Below are 24,069 nucleotides of genomic sequence, written 5' to 3'. Positions count from 1 at the left end.
AATAAATTTTCCAATATATGTTTAACGTAGTTTTAATATGTTTCACGAATAAGTGTTTGAGGAGTGAAAGGATGGAACTGAGACATTTGCAGTATTTTGTCACAGTCGCGGAGGAGCTGCATTTCGGCAGAGCGGCCGCACGATTGAACATGACACAGCCTCCACTTAGTCAGCAAATTAAGCAGTTTGAGGAAGAATTGGGATTTCCTTTGTTTCACCGGTCTAAAAGGGTGGTGGAGTTAACAGCTGCTGGAAAGGTTTTTTTACATGAGGTCCGGGGGGTGCTGCATCAGCTTGATAAAGCCGTTGATCATGCCCGGCATACGGCAAGAGGGGAGCTTGGGAAGATTATCATCGGTTTCGTTGGTACAGCGACATATGATATTCTGCCGCCAGTTGTCCGTGAATTCAGAGAGCGGTACCCTTCTGTCAGTATTGAGCTGCAACAGCTCTCTGTCCCGCAGCAGCTTGAGGCGCTTTTGAATGGTGAGATTGATATTGGTTTTTTGCATCCTACATCACCACAAGAAGAATTGGTCAGTCGTTTAATGAAGCAAAGTGAATGTATTTTTGCGATTCCGAAAAACCATCCGCTGGCGGAAAAAGAAGCGGTCACGATTGAAGATATTCGTGATGAGCCGATTATTTCTTTATCAAAGGAATCATGGCCGTCCCTTTATCAGCATTTTGTCCTACTTTGTGAAAAGTACGGATTTTCACCCAATATCGTGCAGGAAGCAGCAGAATATCAAATGGTCATTGGGCTTGTCACAGCGGGAATCGGAATTGCTATCATTCCAACATCGGCCCGGCGTTTATTTAATTTAGATGTGGTGTATCGGTCAATTGAAGGTGAGGAGCTATTAGCGGAATGGACCATTTCTTATAGACGAGAAAATCATAATCCGGCATTGTTTCATCTTGTCCATCATATTCTCCATCGCGGTGAGCCGGAGTAAGGGAAGAGAGAACTGGGTATGGTATGATGTCGTTACATACAAGAGGAGGCATGTCTGAAGTGATTACATTACAAATGGATCAGTTGTCACGAAAAGAAGCATATAAAGTATTATCTGGTTCCGTCGTTCCAAGACCCATTGCATTTATTACAAGCCTTTCTAAAGAAGAAGTCGTCAATGCTGCACCATTTAGTTTCTTTAATGTCATCAGCGGCCATCCTCCGCTGATCGCTGTTTCTATTGGACGTCGTCAAGGAGAGATGAAAGATACAGCAAAACATATCATCGACAGGGAAGAATTTGTTGTCCATGTGAGTGATGAAGCGATGATTGAGGATATTAATGAAACAGCTGCTACTTTGCCAGAGGAAGAGAGTGAGCTGACTCGTACCGGTCTTCATCAAGTGAAGAGCAGCGTGGTGTCAGTGCCAGGAATCAAGGAAGCACGCATTCGCTTTGAATGTCAGCTGGAAAAACATCTGACCTTTCAAAATGATGAAGGGGAGATCACAGTCGATCATATCATTGGCCGGGTGGTGTGTGCGCATTTAGATGAATCCGTCTATGATGCGGAAAAAGGATATATTTTTACGAATGAATTAAAGCCAGTCGCGCGCCTAGCAGGTAATGATTATGCCCATTTAGGCACGCCATTTGTACTGAAGAGGCCGGAATAACATCTAAAACCCCCGAGGCTATCGGGGGTTTAGTGTTTATTTCTTTTGTTCTAGTTTCAATGGCGCAGCGATATTTTTTTCTACCTTTTTTCCTTTTAATACATCGTCAGCAGCGCCGACTGCCAGTTGACCGATCAGCTCTGGCTGCTGCGCGACTGTTGCAGATAGTTTTCCTGCTTTGATCGAGTTGAGTGCATCTTCATTACCGTCGAAACCGACGACAAGAATGTCTTTTCCAGAGCTTTGGATGGCCTCTAGTGCGCCAAGTGCCATTTCATCATTGTGGGCAAAAACGGCTTTGATGTCAGGGTTTCCTTGAAGAAGGTTTTCCATCACGTTGAGCCCTTTTGTTCGGTCGAAGTCAGCGGCTTGTTTTGCTGTGACATCTAACTTTTTGTCTGCAATTTGATGGAAACCTTTTCCTCGTTCACGTGTCGCAGAAGCACCTGGTACACCTTCTAGTTCAGCCACTTTTGCTCCTTTACCGACTTTGTCGATAATAAAGTTAGCTGCCATTTCACCGCCTTTGATGTTATCAGAAGCAACAAGCGCTTCAACCTTTCCGCTTTCTGCCGAGCGGTCTAATGTGATGACCGGTATGTCTGAAGCATTCGCAGATTCGACAGCCGTTGATATGGCAGAGGAATCGGCTGGGTTAATGAGTAATGCATCAACCCCTTGTTGAATTAAATCTTCTACATCACTTGTTTGTTTGGCTGAATCATTTTGTGCATCGGCAATGACAACTTCAATGCCAAGCTTTTTCGCTTCTTTTGTCACACCGTTTTTAAGAGAAACGAAGAATGGGTTATTTAAAGTCGAGATCGATAGTCCGATTTTTATGTCTTTTTTCTTGCCATCCTTTGTTGATTTGGCCCACTCTGGCGGTTCAAGCGAGCAGGCAGAAAGCATGAATAATGAGAGAGTCACGATCAGGATTACATATTTTTTCATAGCAGCTGCCTCCTTAAGCAGATTTCTTTCTGTCGAGTAGGACTGCAATTAAGATGACAATCCCTTTCACAACAGACTGATAGAATGATGAAACACCAAGTAAGTTCATACCATTGTTCAAGACCCCGATAATGAGTACCCCAATGAGTGTGCCGACAATTCGCCCTCTTCCGCCGGATAGGCTTGTCCCGCCAAGTACAACGGCAGCAATTGCATCAAGTTCATACGACGTACCAGCTGTTGGCTGGGCTGAGTTGAGACGAGATGTTAAGATCGCTCCTGCTAAAGCAGACATAAAGCCGGCTAATGAGTAAATCATGATTTTGACGCGTGGTACTTTAATACCTGAGATGAGGGCTGCTTTTTCATTTCCGCCAATGGCATACGTTCTTCTGCCAAAAGGTGTTTTATGAAGCAAGACCCAAAGAACGATAAAGGTGAGAAGCATGGTGATCGCTGGAACAGGAATGCCTAAGAAATATCCACGGCCAAATAGCTGAAATGCATAGTTAGAGCCAAGCCCTGTAATTGGGTTTCCGTCTGTATAAACAAGCGTCAATCCTCTGAAAATCGTCATCGTCGCAAGTGTTGCGATAAAAGGAGCCATTTTTCCTTTTGTGATTAAAAGACCGTTGATCATTCCAAGGATGGCACCGATGATACATCCAACGATGATGGCAAGAATCGGGTCCAAACCAGATACTATAAAGCCGGCAGTCAGAGCACTAGACAGCGCTAGAATGGCACCGACAGACAAATCAATTCCTCCGGTTAAAATAACAAACGTCATGCCAAAGGCAATGAGGGCGTTAATGGAGATTTGTCTGAGTAAGTTTAAAATGTTTAATGGTTCTAAAAAGGCCGGATTTAAAATAGAAACAATGGCAACAAGGATGATGAGTCCTAAGAATGGCCCAAGCTTTTGCATGATGTTGTCAAATCGTCCATTTGAAGTAAGTGGTTTCATGTTACTTCCCTCCTGTAGCTAGTGTCATAATTCGTTCTTGTGTAGCTTCTGTTTTACTTAATTCGCCGCTGATGGTTCCTTCATGAATGACAAGCACTCGATCGCTCATCCCAAGGACTTCTGGGAGCTCAGAGGAGACCATCAAAATCGCAACGCCTCGATCCGTCAGCTCGTTCATGAGCTGATAAATTTCTCGTTTCGCCCCGACGTCGACACCTCTTGTCGGTTCATCTAAAATCAGCACCTTCGGCTGAATGCCGATCCATTTGGCGATGACGACCTTTTGCTGATTTCCACCGGACAGGCTGCGTGCAGAAATTTCAGATGAAGCGGTTTTGATCGTGAGTCGTTTGATGAGAAGGTCAACAAAGTCCTGCTCGTTTTTCTTATCGATCAGCCCCTTTGGAGAGAAGCTGTCTAAGTTAGGCAAGCCGATGTTTTCCCGGATGGATGCATCCAGCATCAGTCCTTCATCTTTACGATCCTCCGTGATAAAACCGATGCCAAGTTTAACTGCATCACTTGGTTTTTTAATGACAGCCTTTTTCCCATGAACCCAAATTTCTCCTTGATCCAGGGGATCGAGTCCAAAGAGCGATCGCATCATTTCCGTCCGGCCAGCACCCATTAAGCCTGCAACACCGACAATTTCTCCAGCTTTGACGGAAAAACTGACATCTTGAAAGCGGCCTTTCCTCGTTGCTTGCTTCACTTCTAGGACGGTATCACCAGTAGAAGGTGTGCGTTCAGGGTAACGATCGGTTAATTCGCGGCCGACCATTTTTTTGACGACTTCATGGAAATTCGTGTCCGGTATCGCTTTCGTATCGACCGTTTTTCCGTCACGCATGATCGTAATCCGGTCACAGATCGCGAAGATTTCTTCCATCCGGTGAGAAATGTAGACGATGGAAACGCCTTCTTTTTTGAGAGATTCAATGACCTGAAATAGCTTTTCAATCTCACGGTCTGTGAGAGCAGCTGTTGGTTCATCCATAATAATGACCTTTGCATCGGTCATTAACGCTTTCGCAATCTCAATCATCTGCTTTTGGCCGACAGAACAGCTTCCTGCCTCTTGATCGAGCGAGAGGTTGACAGATAATCGGTCGAGCTGCGCTTGGGCGAGGGCTTTCATTTTCTTGGTGTCTAGGAGACCAAGTTTTGTATAGATTTCTTTCCCGATAAATAAATTCTCGAGTACCGTCATATCAGGCCATATATTCAGCTCCTGATGAATGAAGGCAATCCCGTTCTGCTCGGCTTCTTTCGGATTCTTGAAAGCGGTTTCTTTTCCGTCGATTTGAATCGTTCCTTGATCCAGGGAATAGAGTCCTGTCAGCAGATTCATTAACGTTGATTTTCCTGCCCCGTTTTCACCCATTAGTGCATGGACTTCACCTGTGAGGAGGTCAAAGGAGACCCCGGCGAGAACGGTGTTTTTTCCAAAGGCCTTATGGATGTTATGCATTTCAATGTTCATAAGTGGCTCCTCCTTTTAAAAGATGACACCGGCATGAAGAATGCAGTTTGCGTATGGGGTGGCTTCACCCGTTCGAATCACTGCTTTTGCCTGTTTGGTCATGTCTTTAAATGTCTCGTGATCGACTTCATCTAACAGATGTGAGAACGCTTTCTTTAGAAATAAATGATCTCTCTTATTGGCTTCTTTGATTTCACTGGCGATCGTGATGTGTTCAACGGCCATTTCCTCAAGAAGAAGGGAAGTAACCTCCTGAAAGGATGGTGTGCCGATGGATAATGCAAGGTCGATCTTGACCGGGCCTTCTGGAATGGGCAGGCCGCAGTCTGCGATGACAATCGTATCTGTATGACCAAGGTCAGCAAGCACCTTGGCGATATGACTATTTAAAATACCATTTTTCTTCATTTCTTATTCTCCAATTCTTCTCTTGCTGGCATGCCGCCTTGGGCACCAAATTTTGTGACTGAGATAGATGCGGCTAAGTTAGCAAAGGCAAGTGCGTCGTATAGGGATTTTCCTTCTGTTAGTGCTACAGCTAAAGCGCCGTTAAAAGTATCGCCAGCGCCTGTAGTGTCGACGGCTTTCACAGGATAGCCCGGTACCAACACTTCTTTTGATCCATCAAAGTATCGAACACCACTTTTTCCTTCTGTAATGAGTAATTTGTTTGGATATTGGCGCAAAGCCTCTGCTATGGTGAGTCCATCAAACATAAGAGCTGCTTCGTGTTCGTTTGGCGTGATGTAGGCAGCTTGATCTAATATTTGCTGAGAGACTTTGCGAGCTGGTGCGGGATTTAAGATGACTGGAATCCCTTTTTCGCTGCAAATGGCGCAGACGGCTTCGACTGTTTCTTCAGGAATTTCCTGCTGGATGAGGACGATTCCGATATTTTCAATAGAAGAAAGCGCATCTTTTACATAATGAGGTGTTACCTCATTGTTTGCTCCTTTGACGACAACAATGCTGTTATCCCCTTCAGCTAAAATGATATGAGCTGTTCCGCTTTCCATTTCGGTAACCGGTTTCATATAGGTGGTGCGAACACCTTGTGCTTGCAAATTGCTCATAATGTCCTGACCATACGCGTCATCACCAATTCGGCCTATCATATATACATCTGCACCAAGCCTTGCGCTTGCCACTGCTTGATTGGCTCCTTTTCCCCCAGGAACCGTTTTAAATGATTCGCCTAGGACGGTTTCTCCTGCATTGGGACGCTTATTCGATGTGACAACTAGATCCATGGAACAACTTCCTACGACAACTATTTGACTCATTGTGAATCCACCTTTCTCGTGGTCTCTCGTTCAATAAAAGAGACGGGCATTTGAATAACTGCTTGATCTATTGGCTGTTTTTGAATGGCTTTAATGATCAGCTTTGCGGCTTCTTTCCCCATATCATAGGCAGGCTGCCGGATCGTTGATAAAGAAGGGAAGAGCAGTTCACTTTGCGGAATATCATCAAATCCAATGATTTGGACGTCTTCTGGAATGGCTTTTCCAATACGAAGCGCTTCGTGTACGACGGCTGCTGCGACGATGTCATTGCTGGCAATGATGCCATCTGTTTCAGGGTACAGCTTGAAAAGAGCCTTGGCGCTTTTTCGGGCTTCCTGAAAAGAAAAAGAAGCGTTAGACATCACATGAAAGTTAGCACCTTCTTCAGTCAGAACATCAAGTGCGCCTTTGAATCTTTGCCGCGCCGTTTGAAGATGAGCGGGCCCTTTTAGCAATGTGATTTGCTGACTGCCGCGTTTGATTAATTCCATTGCAGCCATTTTCCCGCCTGCCGTAGCATCTGCAAACACAGAAGGCGCATTTGGAACGGTACGATCTAAGAAGACAACAGGCAGTTCATCATCATTGTACAAATCCGATTCAGGTTCGTTTGTGACAGCGATGACACCGACCACCTGGTTTTGCTTAAAGGTTTGTAAATAGGCCATTTCCTTCTCCCGATCTTCATCACTGTTTCCGAATAATAAGCGAAAACCGTTTGCATGAATCTCATCCTCAACGCCTCTAGCCAGCTGAGGGAAGAAGGGGTTTGTGATATCAGGTAAGATGAGACCAACTAATCTTGATTCTCTTTTAAAAAGGGATCGTGCCACTTCATTGGGGAAGTAGTTTAGCTCCTGCATCGCTTGTGTCACACGGGTTTTCGTATCAATATGGACGTATCCAGTATCATTGAGCACGCGTGAAACAGTTGCAACAGACACTTGAGCAGCTTTTGCAACATCTTTAATTGTAGCCAATGGAGTGCCTCCCTTCTTTGATGTGTAACCGTTTACACAGATAGATTATCACGAAAGCATTGAAAAAACAATCTTAAAAAAATAAAAAAAGAAAAGAAAGAGGACGTCTTCCTTTTCTTAACTAATAATGCCTGTTTGAGTAATGTTCACTTTGATTTTTGGAATGATTTTCACTTTTGGATAATCGGTGACCCAATTCATTTTCATATACTCATCATAATGTCTGACTCTGTATTTTCTGCCGAGGCTTAGCACATCGGAATTCGCATCTTGCAGGGCAGCGATAATTTTTTCTGCTTCTTTTGTCAAAATGACTGATAGCTTTTTGTTGAGCATTTCAATTTTTTTGTCAGTATCAAGGTTATCTTTTGGGTACTCAATGACAGAAGTATTAAATTCAAATTTGAGTGAGTATGTTAAGTTTCGATGATCAGGATTTAGAATCTCAATGTCTCTCTTTACATCAGTGACTTGAATCGTAATGTAATTGTTTTCTTTTGACTTCATGTCGCTTCTCACTTTTTTTGTGAAGTTGGCATACTTGCCCATTTTTCCGTCCATGACGGTGAGTAAGATCGCATCTTGACCGTACAACTCGCCTTTCTTCTTCTCATTATCAAATAGGGCAACACCTTTTATACTGATTAATTTCTTCGATTGATCAAAATGGATTAAGGGCAATGTGAAGTCCTCTCCAGTTTGGAGCATTTTAGATCGAATACTTTGAATGTTTTTAGGTGCTACTTGGGATGAGCGTGATGCGGTTGTGATCAAGTTATTTAAATAGTCACTCACAATGAGCTTTTCCTTCAGCAGCGAGTTAATCACTTCTTCACAGGTCCCTCCTTGAACAACGGCGAGATTTGCGAGGAGGGGGCTTTTTGGATCACGATAAAACATATCTAAGTAGGGCAGAAGACGATTTTGGGCAAATTCATCACCGATCAGCATCACCCGCATTTTCGACATGTCTATTTTTTGATCCACTATCCGGCTGAAGTTGGTTCTTGCTTTTCTTAAAGTAGGTGCTTCCGTTGTGAGAAGAGTGGTTAAAAAGCTGCCTGTATTTCCTTGCTCCATACTTTGAGATTGCTGCACTTTTCGATAAGTGATTGAGTATTTCGCATTGTCATCCTCTCCTTGATCAACAGCGGAGGTTAACACAAGAGAGATGTTCTTTAATAAATTTTGATCCCAGCAGCCAGGCATGAATATGAGAGACACACACATGAGCAACGTCAGTATGTACTTATGACGCATGTGATTTCACCTTCCCTTTGCGATGTTTGATAAAGATGATAATGGCCATAAAGATTGGGAGTGTGTAAATAAATGAATATTGCGCAATGGTGGTAAAGTCATTAAAACGCTGAATTCTAAAATTATCGGTTGCAAGGTAACAGCTAGCCGCATAAATCAAAATGGCAAAATAAAAGACGTATTTTTTGTGGTCTTTTTTCTTGAGAATACTTGCTACGCCATTTGCACAGAAGTAGAGATAGTTACTGAGTGTGGCTAAAATGACAAATACCCAGAAACTAAGAAAAATTAAATCTGTCCGTTCAATCACACCGAACGAAATGGTTTTTAACAGATAAAGAACAGGATTTGGAATGATATTGAGCTCAATCGGGCTGAAGAACATAAAACAAATCACTGTGATAAATAGGTAGTAAAGTGTCGTGCATATATTGGCAATGGTCATGACCTTGTATCGCGCTTTAATGGTGCCTTTCATCAGTGGAGAGATGATCAGAATCATCTCAAATCCATTCATAGATAGTACAACATCCTTCAATCCGAGTGAAACTTGAGAAATGTCCACTTGAAAAAAAGGCATGAGATAGTCGATATTGGTTCCTTTTAATGAATAGAGCATTAAGAGAGACAGCATAAGCAAAAAGGGCGTTAGAATGAAGTTAAACCTGACGATGGCTGTAATCTGCTCCTTTGCAATGTAAATGATGGAGATCATCAGTAATAGATTTATGACCCAATTTGGTGTGAGTGGGAGCACCCAAATGCCAAGAATTCTCGTGAAAATAGATAGAACGACAATACAGACTGAGGCGAAATAAATTGTATAAAGAGCCACTAAGATTCGCCCAATCCATTTTCCAAAAACCTCAATTAACGCCTCGAAAAATGATGTCTCAGGATATTTGTGAATGATATATATAAAAATGGTATTGATGATTTGGATAAAAAAACAGGCCAAAATGATAGCCATCCAGCCATCATGCCCCATATCTTTCATGAGCAAATGAGGCAGGGCTAAAATACCGACACCAATTTGAGATTGAATGATAAAAAAGACAGCTTGAGATGGAGATATTTTATTTTTCATCTTGATTTTTCCATCCTCTCAAATTTTCAATTTGCTCTTTCTTTTTTGGGTTTAAGTAAACAGGGCGATTTTTATACATCCACATTGGTAATCGAATCACAGTGTCTTTTAAATCCTGCCAGTTAAATGGAGTTACTGGAGATAAATACGGGACACCTAGTGATTCAAGGCGGCATAAATTCATCAGGACGATCGACAGACCGAATGAAATGCCAATAAACCCAAACATCGATGCCATGAACATGAGCGGAAAACGCAGCATCCTGATGGTAGACGTCATTTCAAACGAAGGAAGAACAAAGGAAGCAACAGCGGTCACGGCGACCACAACGATAAGAACATTGGAAATGAGCCCAGCTTTTACTACCGCATCTCCAATGACCAAACCGCCTACGATCCCAATGGTCTGTCCAATTGGTTTTGGCAGACGCACACCTGCCTCGCGTATGAGCTCAATCGTAATCTCCATCAGCATAGCTTCTATTAAAGGCGGAAAAGGAATGCCGATAATGGAATTTTTCATCGTAATCGCTAATTCATCCGGGACTACCTCATAATGAAAGCCGATGACTGCAATATAAAAAGAAGGCAAAATCACAGCGATGATACAGGCAATATAACGAAGAATACGAATAAACGTAGCTGGAATCCAGCGACTATTGTAGTCATCTGGTGATTGAAAGAAGCTAAAGAATGTAATAGGCAGAATGATAGCCATTGGACTACCATCCATCAGCACAACAATTCTCCCCTCAAGAATGGCGGATCTCACTTTGTCAGGTCGTTCTGTATCAATGAGCTGCGGGAAGATGGAATATGAATCATCCTCAATCGCTTCTACAATAGAACCGGGGCTAAGCAGCGTGTCTACTTTAATAGAAGAAATTCGTTTGTTAACCTCATCTATCTTTTCTTGATTGGCAATATCAGAAATATAAACCGTCGCAACCTTTGTTTCAGATTTTGTACCGACCTTATGATACTGGATTGCAAGTTTTCGATCATTTAAGTGTGAACGCAGCAAGTATAAATTGGTATCTAAACTCTCAACAAACCCATCATGTGCGCCTGCAATAATACTTTCAGAAGAAGGTTCAGAAATGGAACGCAGCGGCGGCTGTCCAACGGCAAATATTTTGATCTGTGAGGATTTTTCATCAAGGAAAGCAATGCTTCCTGCAATAATGCTGTCGACAATCAGCGTCAAGTCTCCTGTTTCGAGTGTACTAAGTGATTTTGTATAATTCTGCTCTCCAGGAGGACCGAGCAAGTTGCCGATAATGAAGTCGTTTAATTTGCTTTCTTCAACTCTTGTTTTAATATAAAACAGCACTGATTTCGTTTCATTCACCATTAATTCCCGGTATTCAAAATCAGCGCTTTGCTGAAATGCTTTTTTCAGAATCCGAATCTTTTCCTCAAAACCGCCTGATAAAAAGTGTAAGCGTGTTTGCTCATTCGTGTTTGGCATCTTTAGCCTCCTCTCACAGATTTTTTAACCATAGTGTAAGCCGAGAAGATGATTTTATGCGTCATCTTTGGGGAAAGCATGACACGCACCGACAACTTTCAACTAAAATCACATTAAAAATGTTAAGAAATGATGAATCTTGATAAAAAGAAATGAATAATGTTTCATTGTTTAGGTCATAAGGAGTGAATATCGTAAAAAGAGGCTATAACAAAATGATTAATCTTTGACATCTTATCCCAATTTTTTGTGACCTGAAAATAAGCAGATGACTTGATTTTTTGAGAGGTGACCTTTGTCATAGGTCAACACATAGCGTTCTGACCAATGAGGATGACTTTCTAACCTGTTCATTTAAAAATATAAAATATTCTAAAACACGCACTATTCATTTAAAGCGCTGATATGACTGATTTCGTAGAGATGAGAGGGCTTTAAAACATTGATTCAAAATACATCTTAATAATTGTCGAAAAATTTAGGGAGAAAAGGACAAAAGATTTTTCACTGCTTGATGGTAACGCTTTCTCTTGTTTGAAGCAGAAATTCAGTCGTCATTTTGTCCGTCTTTTGGCCTTTTCATTTGAGCGTGAGATAGGCAAATACGCCTTCTGATTAGAGGAATTTGGCATACGAGGAAGTGAAAGATTATGTTACATAATACCGATTGTGATTTTATGCTGAACCTATATACTGTTGATTGAATTTACATATCACACTCATAAAAAAAGGAGATGTAGATAAGCGATGTGGTTAATCGTTATAGCCTGTGTCATCATGTTAGGGATTGGCTTTATTGAAAAGAAGCGTCATCAGAAAAATATCGATGCCCTGCCGGTACGCGTCAATATTAATGGTATACGCGGAAAGTCTACCGTTACAAGATTGACAACCGGTATCTTAATGGAGGCAGGTTATAAAACTGTCGGCAAAACAACAGGAACGGATGCAAGAATGATTTATTGGGATACGCCAGAAGAGAAACCGATTAAAAGGAAACCGCAAGGACCGAATATCGGAGAGCAGAAAGAAGTTATGAGAGAAACCGTTGAAAGAGGAGCAAATGCCATCGTCAGTGAATGTATGGCGGTGAATCCAGATTACCAAATTATCTTTCAGGAAGAGCTGCTTCAAGCGAATATTGGCGTGATCGTAAACGTTCTTGAAGATCATATGGATGTGATGGGGCCAACTCTTGATGAAATAGCTGAAGCCTTTACAGCGACAATTCCTTACAATGGGCACTTGGTTATTACGGATAGTGAATATACAGATTTCTTTAAAGAGATTGCGAAAAAACGCAATACTGAAGTGATTGTTGCAGATAATTCCAAGATTACCGATGAGTATTTACGGAAATTTGAGTACATGGTGTTCCCGGATAATGCTTCACTTGCACTTGGTGTCGCACAAGCATTGGGAATTGATGAAGATACGGCATTCAGAGGCATGTTAAATGCGCCGCCTGATCCAGGAGCGATGAGAATTCTTCCATTAATGGACGCAAAAACACCTGGACATTTTGTAAATGGATTTGCGGCTAATGACGCAGCATCTACATTGAACATTTGGAAGCGTGTGAAGGAAATTGGGTATCCAACAGATGAACCGATTATTATCATGAACTGTCGTGCGGATCGCGTAGATAGAACGATCCAGTTTGCGGAGGATGTACTTCCTTATATTGAAGCAAGTGATCTTGTCTTAATTGGTGAAACGACAGATCCAATTGTGAAGGCATTTGAGGATGGAAAAATTCCGGCTGACCACTTACACAACCTTGAATATCAATCTACAGAACAAATTATGAACATGCTTGAGAAAAAGCTTCATAATCGAGTGGTTTATGGAGTCGGCAATATTCACGGCGCCGCTGAACCTTTAATCGAAAAAATTCAAGAATACAAAATTAAGCAGCTTGTCAGCTAGGAGGAAATATAGAAAATGTTCGGATCAGATCTTTATATCTCGTTAATTTTAGGTGTTCTACTCAGTTTAATCTTTGCAGAAAAAACAGGAATCGTACCAGCTGGGTTGGTTGTTCCAGGTTATCTGGCGCTCGTCTTTAACCAGCCAGTCTTCATTTTAGTTGTTTTATCTGTCAGCTTGCTGACATATGTGATCGTTCGTTTTGGTCTATCGAAATTTATGATTTTGTACGGACGCAGAAAGTTTGCGGCGATGCTGATTACAGGAATTGCCCTAAAGCTCATATTTGATTTCTTCTATCCAGTGGTTCCGTTTGAAATAGCAGAATTCCGCGGAATCGGAATCATCGTGCCTGGATTGATTGCGAATACGATTCAAAAGCAAGGTCTTACGATTACCCTTGGAAGCACATTACTTCTAAGTGGTGCAACATTTGCCATCATGTATGTTTACTATCTATTTTAAGATAAGGTGTGTCCAATGATGAATAAAAAATTGAGCTTTCAGGAAAAGCTGCTGAAAATCACAAAGAACCAAAAGAAAAAGACGAATAAACACGTACTGATTGCTTTACCGATTGTCATTGCTTGTACATTTCTATTTACATTTATCGGGAAAGCACAAGTACCAACTGTAGAAAAGAATCCAGAAAACATCTTGACCGCTTCGTTTGTCGGAGATATTATGTTTGGAAGAAATGTAGAGAAAGTAACAGACCGCTATGGAAAGCAGCGCCTGTTCCGCTATGCGAAGCCGTATTTTGATGTATCAGATTATGTAACTGGGAATTTTGAGCATCCAGTGGCTTCAGATAAGGAACAGGCAGCACAAAAGAATATTCATTTGAAAACAGATGAAGATTCTGTACAAGCGTTAAAGGATTTGAATTTCTCTGTACTAAACTTTGCGAATAACCATGCAGCAGACTACGGTGAAAAAGGCTTAAATAACACGATTGATGCCTTTGAAAAAGCTGACATGGATTATACAGGGGCAGGGCGCAACGTCAAAGATGCGAAGCAGAACATTTCATACAAAGAAGTGAATGGCGTTAAAATCGCTACCCTTGGTTTTACAGATGTATATGGAAAAGATTTTAAAGCAACAAATCGCAAGGCAGGTATTCTGCCAGCTGATCCATCTATCTTTATTCCGATGATTTCACAAGCTGCTGAAAAGGCAGATATCGTTGTTGTTCATGCGCACTGGGGACAGGAATATAACAATGAAGTAAACGACAGACAAAGAGAGCTGGCAAGAGCGATGTCAAAGGCTGGTGCTGATATCATTATCGGTGCACACCCGCACGTTCTTGAGCCGATGGAAGTCTATAACGGAACAGCGATTTTCTATAGCTTGGGGAACTTTATTTTTGACCAAGGCTGGTCAAGAACACGTGATTCTGCCATTGTTCAGTATCATCTGAATGAAGATGGAAAAGCGACATTTGAAGTGGTTCCAATGTACATCAAAGAAGCGACACCTGCTCCAGTCAAAGCAGGATCTCTTGAATCAAAATCGATTATCCGTATGCTGACAAATGGTACGAATGCGGATTGGAAAGAAAAAGACGGACATATTTTCTTTGAAGTCGATCATTCTGATAAAGTTCAAACATTAAAAGAAAACGAGGGGAAGGATAAAAAATGAAATTCCTTAAAGCAAGCTGGCCGTTTGTTGCGTTAATTTTAGTCTTTGTCTTTATGTCTGCTTTTAAATTTAGTGACAGCCTCACAGATCATGAGAAACAAAAGATCTCGGTTGAAATGCAGAAAATTGAACAGCAAAAGCAGTCAAAAGCGGAAGCGAGTAAATAAAGAAATGATGATGAAAAGAGCACGCGAGGCGTGCTCTTTTTTGACGGAAAAAGGTGTAAAATGAAAGGGGTCATGTCGAAACTATAAAAGAAAGGAGGAAGAGAGGATGAAATGGAAAGGAATACTGCTTGGAGGATGTGCCATTGTAGGACTCATGTTTATGTCTCAAACAGAGGTGTCTGCTCAAACAACATCTCCTTTAAAACAAGCGGAAACGCTGATAGGTACGCCTTATCATAAAGGAGGAATCGATCCGAAAACGGGCTTTGATGCTTCTGGCTTTATACAATATGTATACAAAACAACAGGTGCATTTCATTTGCCGCGAAAGGTGATCGATCAATACCAAATCGGTGAAAACGTATCATGGGGAAAAGCGAAGCCCGGAGACCTTGTCTATTTTCGCAGTCTTGAAGAAACAAAAGACATCCCGACACATGTTGCTTTGTACGCTGGAAATGATCAAGTGATCCACATCACACTCAGTCAAGGGGTGGTGAAAACAGATGTCAGCAAAAGTAAATATTGGACCGATCGGTTCTATGCGGTCAAACGGCTGCCTGTCTCCCAAGAGATGTCGGATGATCAACTAGTGAAAGATGCGATGAAATATTTAGGAATCCCTTATGTATTCGGGGCATCAGATCCAAAAGTAGGATTCGATTGTTCAGGTTTTTTACAATATTTGTTTGAAAAATCACTTGGGATTTATTTGCCAAGAAGTGCTGAGCAGCAATGGATGGTTGGAGAGAAAGTAGCACGAGACGATATTCGCCCTGGAGACTTTGTTTTTTTTAGCAACACGTATAAAAAAGGAATTTCACATGTAGGAATGTACATCGGAGGAGACCGCTTTATTCATGCGAGCCGTTCGGAAAGTGTGACGATTTCTTATTTGTCTGAATCGTATTGGCGTGAGAAATGGACAGGTGCGAAACGATTAACTGAGCTGAAACTAGCGAAAGAAGACCCAGTCGTATCAAAAGCCGCTACGTATATTGGAGAAGTACCTTATGTAAAAGGTGGTGCGAGCCCAAAGCAAGGCTTTGATACAGCAGGATTCACGCAGTATATCTATCAAGAAGTGCTTGGAATTGAGATGCCTCGCTATGCATCGGGACAAGTTAAAGCAGGTACACCTGTGAAACGATCGGAACTAAAGCCAGGAGATCTTGTCTTTTTTAAAGGGACTTCGTTGATGCCGGCCATTTATGCTGGTTCAAATCAAGTCATTCATGTGACGGTTTCAAATGGCGTTGTCATTACCAATATGAAAACAAGTACGTATTGGAAGGATAAATATGAGACGGCCGTTAGAATCAAAAAATAAAGAAAAAGCCCGATCAATGCTCGGATCGGACTTCTCGACTTCTCACTAGGCGCTGATCAGACAAGCGTCTTTTTTTCTTGAAATTGATTCTGCAAAAGCAGATCAATAAAATAGGCGACGCCATCTTCATGATTGCCTTTTGTGATATAGGTGCTTTTTTCTTTAATGACATCCACCGCATTCCCCATCGCTATCCTGTGTCCTGCTTCATCGAACATGGATAGATCATTGGGGCTGTCACCGATCGCATAAATATTGGATCGGTCTACGCCATAATGGGCTGCAAGTTTTTTGAGGGCATGTCCTTTGCCTGACTCTTTTGGCAGTACCTCAATGATATGTTCTCCAGATGAGGTCAAGGAGAGCTCAGGCATCTTAGAAAGAAGATCTCGTGCTTCTTGCAGCTTATTCATATCAAAGGAGAAGCATAGTAATTTATAGGTTGGTTCATTCGACTCAAAAATTTGACGGATGTCATCGACAGGTTTGATACCAAACTGTTTAAATTGAGTCATCGCCCCTTCCCATAAATCAGCTACATCCTCATGAGGATTGGCGCTTTTGATCATATCAAATTCAGCTTTGAGCTTTTCTTTTCCATCAAATGGGGAAAGGAGGGCATCGTCTGTATAGATCTCGAAATAAATGTTCCGTTCCACTAATTCCTTTGCAGCACGTCTTCCAGCTTCTTGATCAAGGGTGATTCTGCTGAAGAGCTTGTACCCTTCTGTATGGACAGTTCCTCCATTTGCCGCAATAATGGGAATGTCCAAATCCCCAAGAAGCTCTTTTACATCAAAAGTCGCGCGCCCTGTACAAATGGTCACAATATATCCAGCTTCCTTCGCACGAATCAATGCTTGCCGGTTTTGAGCGGATATTTCACTTTTCGTATTTAAGAGTGTACCGTCTAAATCAATCGCAATCATCTTTTTCATTGCTGTTATATCCTCCTTCATTCATGCAATAGCCTCTTCAAAGTATGTACGATTTCCTTCATTCTCATGAAAGAGTCGGATTGTGGATTCCTCTCTTTAAGGCTAAACAAAAATGGTCAATTGATCAAGGATATAAGAAAAAGCGCCCAAAAGGACGCTTTTAGCGTGTAGACAAACCCTCGCATTCTTTGTCAGTCCTGCGCTCCGGTGCTCACGAATGTCAAATTCGCTCTGCTCCGGTGCTCGTCCTTCCTAGACTGCAAAGGTTTTCTATCACGCTTAAAAGAAGAAAAAGGGCAAACACCTTTTTCAACACATAAAAAGCGCCCAAAAGGACGCTTTCTGTTTTTATGATAATTCAAGCTGTTTCTTCAATTCCGTTTTGACTTCGTTCAGTTGGTTTTGATCCAATTGGTAATAATAAACGCCATTTGGCTGGTAATCAGATCCTTTTAGTTGAATCGTATCAACAGATTTCAATGAAGTGAGTAGTGGGAAAAGACCGACTAGTTCTTTCATTGACAGGTTAGTTGAGACGTTATCACCTAGAGTATCTATGATATTGTCATAAGACGGAATAGACGTTACTGATTTTGATTTATCGAAAATGGCTTTTAAAACTTCCATTTGACGCTGTCCACGCATGAGATCACTGTCTGCTTTTCTTGTTCTCACATAAGCGAGAGCTTGATTACCATCTAGTGTGTGAGTACCCGTTTGCAGCTGAACTTTGCCCTTTGTATCTTTAAGAATCTGTTTCACAACATATTCATCTTTAATGTTAACGGAAACACCATTCAATTCGTTCACAATTTCCTTAAATGCTTTGAAATTACTTTCAATCACAAAGTCGACAGGGATATCTAGTAAATTCTCAACTGTACTCACCGTGAGGTCTGCATCACCAAATGCGTGTGCATGTGTAATTTTGTCATAACCATGACCTGGAATATTAACATATGAGTCCCTTGGAATACTTAATAATTTCACGGTTTTATTCGTACGATTTACTGTCGCTAATACCATTGCATCGCTTCGTGCTTGTTTGACGGTTTCGCCTGGTCTGCTGTCAATGCCAAGCAGCAAGACAGAAAAGCTGTCTTTCCCAGGATCAAATGCTTCAATCCGTTTGACAGATTGTGCACCGCGGTCTAGAGAGACTTGTGCTTTTTTTGCAGCCGATGTCACTTTATAGTAGGCATAGCCGGTGACAGAAGCGGTTGTCAGTAAAAGAATACCAAAAATAAAAAGAGTGACTTTCACCCATGGTTTTAAACGCTTTTTGCCTTTGCGTTTACTTCTTGTTTGATCCATATATTTAAACCCTCGCTATGATTTTATAGTAAAGATGTCCTTCTTCCTGCTTACAAACTAAAACAAATATACCTTAAAACGGGATATAGTGCGACATTTTTTTCACTAACGCTTAATTGACGTTTCCTTATCTAAAAAAGTTTCAATGATACGCAAATGAAATATATTTGTCATAAAACATCGAAATGTTTGAAATGACAGGAAGTGAGGAAAATGATTTTTCATAGAGAAACATCTAGTCATTACATAGATAAAAGAGGGGTTATGATCATGAAAAATCGGAATGGGTGGCTTTATTTCTTCGGCGCACTTGGCGGCGCCTTATATGGTTACGATACAGGTGTCATTTCTGGCGCTATCTTATTTATGAAAGAGGATTTAGGTTTAAATGCATTTACAGAGGGACTTGTGGTCAGCTCGATTTTAATCGGGGCGATGCTCGGGTCTTCTCTTTCTGGAAAACTGACAGATCAATTCGGACGGAAAAAAGCGATAATCGCCGCAGCCATTTTATTTATTATCGGCGGATTTGGAACAGCCCTTGCACCGAATACGGAGGTCATGGTCTTATTCCGAATCGTGCTAGGACTTGCTGTCGGATGCTCGACGACGATTGTTCCATTATATTTATCTGAACTTGCGCCAAAGGAATCAAGAGGGGCACTTTCCTCATTAAACCAACTCATGATCACATTTGGTATTCTTCTTGCCTATATTGTGAACTACGTTTTAGCAGATGCAGAGGCATGGCGTCTGATGCTTGGAATTGCCGTTGTTCCTTCTGTGCTCTTGTTATGTGGTATTTTGTTTATGCCAGAAAGTCCTCGCTGGCTGTTTGTCCAAGGACAGGCGGACCGGGCGAAAGAAATATTGTTAAAACTTAGACAAAGTAAGCAAGAAGTTGAAGACGAAATTGCGGATATTCAAAAAGCAGAAAGTGAAGAAAAAGGAGGTCTTAAGGAATTACTCGAGCCATGGGTGCGCCCCGCTTTAATTGCTGGTGTCGGCTTAGCCTTTTTACAGCAGTTTATTGGGACAAATACGATCATTTATTATGCACCAAAAACATTCACAAGTGTCGGCTTTGGCGATTCAGCAGCCATTTTAGGAACTGTAGGAATTGGTGCAGTCAATGTTGTCATGACGTTTGTTGCGATTAAAATCATTGATCGTGTCGGGCGGAAAGCGTTACTCCTATTTGGAAATGTAGGGATGGTTCTTAGTTTGATTGTTCTAGCAGTGGTCAATCGTTTTTTCGAGGGATCAACAGCTGCAGGGTGGACGACGATTATATGTTTAGGACTTTTCATCGTCATTTTTGCTGTCAGCTGGGGCCCGGTCGTATGGGTGATGCTGCCGGAGCTGTTCCCAGTACATGTCCGGGGAATTGGTACGGGGGTATCGACCTTCCTACTGCATACAGGGAATTTGATCATCTCGCTCACATTCCCAACCTTGTTAAGTGCAATTGGCATCAGTAACCTTTTCCTTATTTATGCAGCCATCGGCATAGGTGCCTTCTTATTTGTGAAATATTTAGTCACAGAAACGAAAGGGAAAAGTCTTGAAGAGATTGAAGAAGATTTAAAAAAGAGAAACCGTGCCGTCGTGAATGATGAAGGGGAAACGGTATGAAAAAAGACCAGCTGCATGAGGCAGCTGGTCTTCCTTTGTTAAACAAACGTTTAATCAAGAAAGAACAATCACTCATCTTCTGAACGTGCTGCCTATGACATACATATGGAACAGGCGGGCGAAAGGTGGAAATGAGATGAAAGGAAAAACGAGCATTGTGATGCTGACGTACAATGAACTGCACCTAACGAAAAAATGTATCGACAGTATCAAGAAGCATACTCGGCGTGATGAATATGAACTCATTATCGTGGATAATGCTTCATCAGACGGAACAAAGGAATATGTGAGACAACTGGAAGATGTCGTGTTGATTGACAACGAGAAGAATCAAGGCTTTGCCAAGGGCTGTAACCAAGGGGCGAAAAAGGCAACAGGAGATAGTCTTCTTTTTTTAAATAACGACACGATTGTGACCGAAAACTGGCTTTTGCCTTTAAGAGAAGCCCTTTTTGCATCAGATCGTATTGGCATGGTAGGCCCTGTCTCCAATTATGTGAGTGGTCCTCAGCTCGTTCAGCCATCTTACACAGATGTGAAGGAGCTTCCTGCCTTTGCGAAGGCATATACGGCTTCGAGAAAAGGTCAAAGAACATATGTGCATAGACTTGTTGGTTTTTGTCTGCTGGTCAAAAGAGAGCTGATCGAGGATGTAGGGTTATTTGATGAGCGATTTGTATATGGATCATTTGAGGATGATGACCTTTGTCTGCGTTCGTTGCTGAAGGGATACCAGCTGCAAATCGTCCATGATTCTTTTGTGCATCATCACGGTCATGCTACCTTCAATGCCAATGAAGAAACGAACATCTCTACATTGTTTGCGGAGAACAGGCTTCGTTTTTTAGATAAATGGGGCATTGATTTAAATCTGATAACGCCCCATCCATATTTTGCAACACTGCTCCCTGAGGATGCCGGATGTGTGCTGGATGTTGGCTGTGGTGCTGGGGCGACAGGACTTGAACTGATCAACCGGCAGTCCGTTGACATGTACGGAGTAGAGGCGGATGCATTAAAAGCAGAGATGGCAAAGGCGTATTACAAAGAAGTGATTGAGACAAAAGCGGAGGCGTATCCTTGGTCAGAGAAAGAAGCTTTTTTTGATGCTGTGATCTTTTCTGATGTGTTAGAGCATGTGTCAGACCCATGGCAGTTGATAGCTCAAGCGCATGCGTCTTTAAAACCAGGTGGCGTGATCATTTGCTGCTTACCTAATATGATGCATGCGGAAGTACTGCTGCCTTTAATGGCAGGTGATTTTACGTATCAAGATGTGGGGATTTTAGATCGAACACATATGAGATTTTTCACACCAAACACAATGCGGGCGCTCTTTCCAGACCATTTGTTTCATCGCGTGATTGAACAGCCGATCAATGTGCCAATTGATCAAAACGTTCAATTGTTTTTTGACGAAGTGGCGAGAGTAGGAGAGTCACTTGGCTTTCAAACAAAAGCATTATCTGATCAAGTGACGCTCTATCAGCTTTTGATCGTTGCACGTAAAAAAGGCGGTTCCCCCTCCGGGTAATCCGCCTCAGCGTGTAGGCAAACCCTCGCATTCTTTGTCAGTCCTGCGCGCCGGTGCTCGCGAATCCTTCATTCGCTCCGCTCCGGTACTCGTCCTTCCTAGACTGCAAAGGTTTTCTATCACGCTGAAAAGAAGACAAAGGGCTAAAACAAAGTTCATTTTAGCCCTTTGTCAACCATCTAAGGCGGATGACCGCTTTTTGTGCTACCATTTAAAGCTTTTCGTTGCGCCTTCTGCACCAAAGTTCAAAATGCTAACTTTGACGTCATATGCAATGTCTACTTCTTGAAATAGTGTATCCCATTCATTGCGGTGCTGATCCCAAAAGTCTGGATACTTGATGCGCACCTGCCGATTTAAAAGGATCGGGTCAACACCAACTTCTTTTTGCATGTGGTGGACAGCTTTTTGAATGCGTTCTTTGATTTTGCGTTCAAAAATGCGCTCAAATCGTTTGATGTATTGCTCATCGTATGAGTTTTCAGGGGGATATTGATCTTCTGATAGTTTCCCGTTTGTTTGTACACTAATGTTAAAGGAAATCTTTCCGTTCTTCAGATAGGGTTCAATCTTGGACTTTGCTTTCTTGATTTCATAAGTAATCGGAAAGCCTTTGTAGGTGGCGGGTACGACTCCGCCTGAGATGCGATTCATAACCCAGTTTAAAGATTGGACATCTTTTGCTGGAATGAATCCTATCAGCTTTCGTGTTTTTCCATGGATAATGCCTGCACCATCATAGTTGAGTTCTCCGTTTACGACATCCACACTTTGGACAAGAAAGCTTGTACCCATCTGAAAGTAATCCGACGCTCGGCCAATACGTGTTGGCAGTAAAATCTTCCCGTTAAAGCTCCGGTTTTTTGATGTTTCAAAAATATGCTCAACTGGCACCTTTTGTTGTGATTTTAATTTTTGATTGATGACTTTTGAAGCCTCATGCCGTGACACTAAGAGGTAGCTGCTTCTTCGAACCTCATCATCTCGTATAAAGTGGTTGAGTGTTCCTTGAATATCATGATGCTCGGCTTGATTTTTGCCAAACAAAAAGATTTTGAGGTGATCACTGTAAATCGGCGGGTCCTTCAAAGCGACATTGCTGACTGCTTCCAGTACATTTTTCCCCTTTGAGACGACATTCACATAGCCAGGGGAATCTGCTTCTTGTGTTCCGCCCATTTTAGGGACAAGGTTTTGATAGGTGAGTTTGACTCCGTTATCATCTTCCTCGTCAATGCCAACACCGCGTACAAACGATAATTTCTCAATATCCTTTAAGTCCCAGCAGCCTGTCGATAAAATCAAAAGACAGCAAGACAGAAAGGTGAGCCATAAACGCCGTCCTTTCATGCAGATCGACCTCCCCATTTTTTACGTATCATGAGCAGAACAGCTGTTAAAAAAGGAATCGCTAACACAGCGAATAATGCATAGCCGAGTAAAGTCGAGTAGTAAAAGACTTCATTGATATTTCTCGGAAAAAGAGAGAGAGCTGAGGTCAGCAAAAACAGCAACCATAGCAGTCTCGTTAAATTGGTTGTCTTAAAAACCGTTTGACAGCCTTTAATAGCAAATTGGAAAAAGCCAAGCATACAAATAAACTGCTGGCACGTCCAGATCGTCAGTAAGAAAATATCAAAGCGTTCAATGAAGACCCCTTCTAGTTCTAGCGCTTGAATGAGGGAGACAGTGGGCCAGGTGAGTGATTTCGTTTCTCCAACCGTCATGGAACCAATCACAATAAAGAGCGTGAGGGAGTAAATAAGTGTGGTGATCCCTACACCGATCGCTGCGGCCCATTTCGCTTTTGACCATTTGTCTTTATAGATAAGCGGTACGACAAACAAAATGACTTCAAAGCCTGTAAATTGAATAAATGTTTGAGAGAACAAATTACTAAAATCTTTAAACCCGTGAGCCATTACCGGGCGTAAGTAATCAAAATCAAATATTTTCAAACTAAACAGCATGAGCCCAATGTAAATGATCATGGTCATCGGATAAATATATGTCACCATTTTCACTACCGGAAAAATTCCGCTTTTTAAATGATAGGTGGCCACAAGTAAAAAAATCATCACAATCACCGTCATAGGGGTCGATTGCAGCAGGAAAAACTGAACCACTTCCCCCAGTACACGCGCCTCAAAGCCCACAATGGCTAGTAAATAACCGATCAGCATTAGGTTAAAGATCGTGCCAAAGAATGCACCGGCTCCTTTTGTATTCGATTCAAAAATGGTATCCGGTGCATTCTTCTCCGCAATCCAACCTAGCAAAAAAGCAACGAAAGCAAAGATGACTCCCTGTATTAATACAATGATCCAGCCATCAGGGAATCCTGAATTGGCAGAACTGCGAGGAATGGTTAAAATTCCAGCGCCTATCATTGTAGAACTGCACAGAATGGTGACTTGTAACAATGATAGCTTCTCAGCTATGTACATC

The 24,069-nt window shown here is 41.9% G+C and carries 22 protein-coding genes; 9 read left to right on the top strand and 13 right to left on the bottom strand.

Features of this window, described 5'->3' with window-relative positions; all coding sequences use genetic code 11:
* Positions 1 to 71 precede the first annotated feature (71 nt).
* On the top strand, positions 72 to 959 hold the full coding sequence (gene alsR / locus NSQ52_RS17165) for an acetoin biosynthesis transcriptional regulator AlsR (protein ID WP_045033949.1): 888 nt from the start codon (positions 72 to 74) through the stop codon (positions 957 to 959).
* Positions 960 to 1,018: 59 nt separating this feature from the next.
* Positions 1,019 to 1,636, top strand: coding sequence for a flavin reductase family protein (locus NSQ52_RS17160; RefSeq protein ID WP_024718717.1), 618 nt, complete (start codon positions 1,019 to 1,021; stop codon positions 1,634 to 1,636).
* 36 nt (positions 1,637 to 1,672) lie between these two features.
* Here the strand turns inward: NSQ52_RS17160 and rbsB are convergent, their stop codons facing one another.
* The 9 genes from rbsB to NSQ52_RS17115 form a co-directional block, all read right to left on the bottom strand.
* A complete protein-coding gene (gene rbsB / locus NSQ52_RS17155; RefSeq protein WP_017368181.1) occupies positions 1,673 to 2,590 on the bottom strand; it encodes a ribose ABC transporter substrate-binding protein RbsB in 918 nt (305 codons plus the stop codon).
* A gap of 13 nt (positions 2,591 to 2,603) precedes the next feature.
* On the bottom strand, positions 2,604 to 3,557 hold the full coding sequence (rbsC, locus tag NSQ52_RS17150; RefSeq protein WP_007497532.1) for a ribose ABC transporter permease RbsC: 954 nt from the start codon (positions 3,555 to 3,557) through the stop codon (positions 2,604 to 2,606).
* Between the two features lies 1 nt (position 3,558).
* The gene (locus tag NSQ52_RS17145; protein ID WP_342473650.1) at positions 3,559 to 5,040 is read right to left on the bottom strand and encodes a sugar ABC transporter ATP-binding protein; all 1,482 of its coding nucleotides are present in this window, start codon (positions 5,038 to 5,040) and stop codon (positions 3,559 to 3,561) included.
* A gap of 15 nt (positions 5,041 to 5,055) precedes the next feature.
* Positions 5,056 to 5,448 carry a D-ribose pyranase gene (rbsD, locus tag NSQ52_RS17140; protein ID WP_342473649.1) on the bottom strand — a complete coding sequence of 131 codons (393 nt, stop codon included), beginning with the start codon at positions 5,446 to 5,448 and terminating at the stop codon, positions 5,056 to 5,058.
* Positions 5,445 to 6,323 (bottom strand): ribokinase, encoded by an 879-nt coding sequence (rbsK, locus tag NSQ52_RS17135; protein WP_110487155.1) that lies wholly within the window; start codon positions 6,321 to 6,323, stop codon positions 5,445 to 5,447. Before rbsK ends, rbsD begins: the two co-directional genes overlap by 4 nt.
* Positions 6,320 to 7,306: a LacI family DNA-binding transcriptional regulator gene (locus tag NSQ52_RS17130; protein WP_008343265.1), complete on the bottom strand. Its 987-nt coding sequence runs from the start codon at positions 7,304 to 7,306 to the stop codon at positions 6,320 to 6,322. The genes rbsK and NSQ52_RS17130 overlap by 4 nt, the downstream gene beginning before the upstream one ends.
* Before the next feature lie 117 nt (positions 7,307 to 7,423).
* Complete coding sequence (locus NSQ52_RS17125) at positions 7,424 to 8,566, bottom strand: Ger(x)C family spore germination protein (RefSeq protein ID WP_342473647.1); 1,143 nt, start codon at positions 8,564 to 8,566, stop codon at positions 7,424 to 7,426.
* Positions 8,556 to 9,653: an endospore germination permease gene (locus NSQ52_RS17120; protein WP_056408339.1), complete on the bottom strand. Its 1,098-nt coding sequence runs from the start codon at positions 9,651 to 9,653 to the stop codon at positions 8,556 to 8,558. The genes NSQ52_RS17125 and NSQ52_RS17120 overlap by 11 nt, the downstream gene beginning before the upstream one ends.
* Positions 9,643 to 11,124, bottom strand: a complete 1,482-nt coding sequence (locus NSQ52_RS17115; RefSeq protein ID WP_058337015.1) for a spore germination protein — start codon at positions 11,122 to 11,124, stop codon at positions 9,643 to 9,645. The genes NSQ52_RS17120 and NSQ52_RS17115 overlap by 11 nt, the downstream gene beginning before the upstream one ends.
* Positions 11,125 to 11,871: 747 nt before the next feature.
* Between NSQ52_RS17115 and pgsB the strand changes: the two genes are divergently transcribed.
* The 5 genes from pgsB (at position 11,872) to NSQ52_RS17090 (ending at position 16,200) form a co-directional block, all read left to right on the top strand.
* Entirely contained in the window at positions 11,872 to 13,053 is a 1,182-nt protein-coding gene (gene pgsB, locus NSQ52_RS17110; RefSeq protein WP_007497522.1) for a poly-gamma-glutamate synthase PgsB, read from the top strand.
* Between the two features lie 15 nt (positions 13,054 to 13,068).
* Positions 13,069 to 13,518, top strand: coding sequence for a poly-gamma-glutamate biosynthesis protein PgsC (gene pgsC, locus NSQ52_RS17105; protein WP_007497520.1), 450 nt, complete (start codon positions 13,069 to 13,071; stop codon positions 13,516 to 13,518).
* An 18-nt stretch (positions 13,519 to 13,536) separates the two neighbouring features.
* Positions 13,537 to 14,703 (top strand): CapA family protein, encoded by a 1,167-nt coding sequence (locus NSQ52_RS17100; RefSeq protein WP_342473646.1) that lies wholly within the window; start codon positions 13,537 to 13,539, stop codon positions 14,701 to 14,703.
* Positions 14,700 to 14,870, top strand: coding sequence for a hypothetical protein (locus NSQ52_RS17095; protein ID WP_008343253.1), 171 nt, complete (start codon positions 14,700 to 14,702; stop codon positions 14,868 to 14,870). The genes NSQ52_RS17100 and NSQ52_RS17095 overlap by 4 nt, the downstream gene beginning before the upstream one ends.
* Before the next feature lie 106 nt (positions 14,871 to 14,976).
* A complete protein-coding gene (locus NSQ52_RS17090) occupies positions 14,977 to 16,200 on the top strand; it encodes a C40 family peptidase (RefSeq protein WP_342473645.1) in 1,224 nt (407 codons plus the stop codon).
* A gap of 56 nt (positions 16,201 to 16,256) precedes the next feature.
* On the opposite strand, the gene NSQ52_RS17085 is transcribed toward NSQ52_RS17090, so the two are convergent.
* Entirely contained in the window at positions 16,257 to 17,138 is an 882-nt protein-coding gene (locus tag NSQ52_RS17085) for a Cof-type HAD-IIB family hydrolase (RefSeq protein ID WP_342473644.1), read from the bottom strand.
* A 348-nt stretch (positions 17,139 to 17,486) separates the two neighbouring features.
* Complete coding sequence (locus NSQ52_RS17080; protein WP_017360001.1) at positions 17,487 to 18,452, bottom strand: LCP family protein; 966 nt, start codon at positions 18,450 to 18,452, stop codon at positions 17,487 to 17,489.
* A gap of 270 nt (positions 18,453 to 18,722) precedes the next feature.
* On the opposite strand from NSQ52_RS17080, the gene NSQ52_RS17075 reads away from it, so the two are divergent.
* Both NSQ52_RS17075 and NSQ52_RS17070 read left to right on the top strand, forming a co-directional pair.
* Entirely contained in the window at positions 18,723 to 20,087 is a 1,365-nt protein-coding gene (locus NSQ52_RS17075) for a sugar porter family MFS transporter (RefSeq protein ID WP_342473643.1), read from the top strand.
* Positions 20,088 to 20,223: 136 nt separating this feature from the next.
* Positions 20,224 to 21,621 carry a bifunctional glycosyltransferase family 2 protein/class I SAM-dependent methyltransferase gene (locus NSQ52_RS17070; RefSeq protein ID WP_058337012.1) on the top strand — a complete coding sequence of 466 codons (1,398 nt, stop codon included), beginning with the start codon at positions 20,224 to 20,226 and terminating at the stop codon, positions 21,619 to 21,621.
* A 204-nt stretch (positions 21,622 to 21,825) separates the two neighbouring features.
* Here NSQ52_RS17070 and NSQ52_RS17065 read toward each other — a convergent pair whose 3' ends face one another.
* Together NSQ52_RS17065 and NSQ52_RS17060 are read right to left on the bottom strand one after the other, a co-directional pair.
* Complete coding sequence (locus NSQ52_RS17065; protein ID WP_342473642.1) at positions 21,826 to 22,971, bottom strand: Ger(x)C family spore germination protein; 1,146 nt, start codon at positions 22,969 to 22,971, stop codon at positions 21,826 to 21,828.
* Positions 22,968 to 24,068 (bottom strand): GerAB/ArcD/ProY family transporter, encoded by a 1,101-nt coding sequence (locus tag NSQ52_RS17060; RefSeq protein WP_342473641.1) that lies wholly within the window; start codon positions 24,066 to 24,068, stop codon positions 22,968 to 22,970. Before NSQ52_RS17060 ends, NSQ52_RS17065 begins: the two co-directional genes overlap by 4 nt.
* Between the last annotated feature and the right edge of the window lies 1 nt (position 24,069).

The organism is Bacillus sp. FSL W8-1141 (assembly GCF_038593205.1).
In the GTDB taxonomy this organism is placed as follows: domain Bacteria; phylum Bacillota; class Bacilli; order Bacillales; family Bacillaceae; genus Bacillus; species Bacillus altitudinis.
This window is presented reverse-complemented; position numbering and strand designations above follow the sequence as displayed.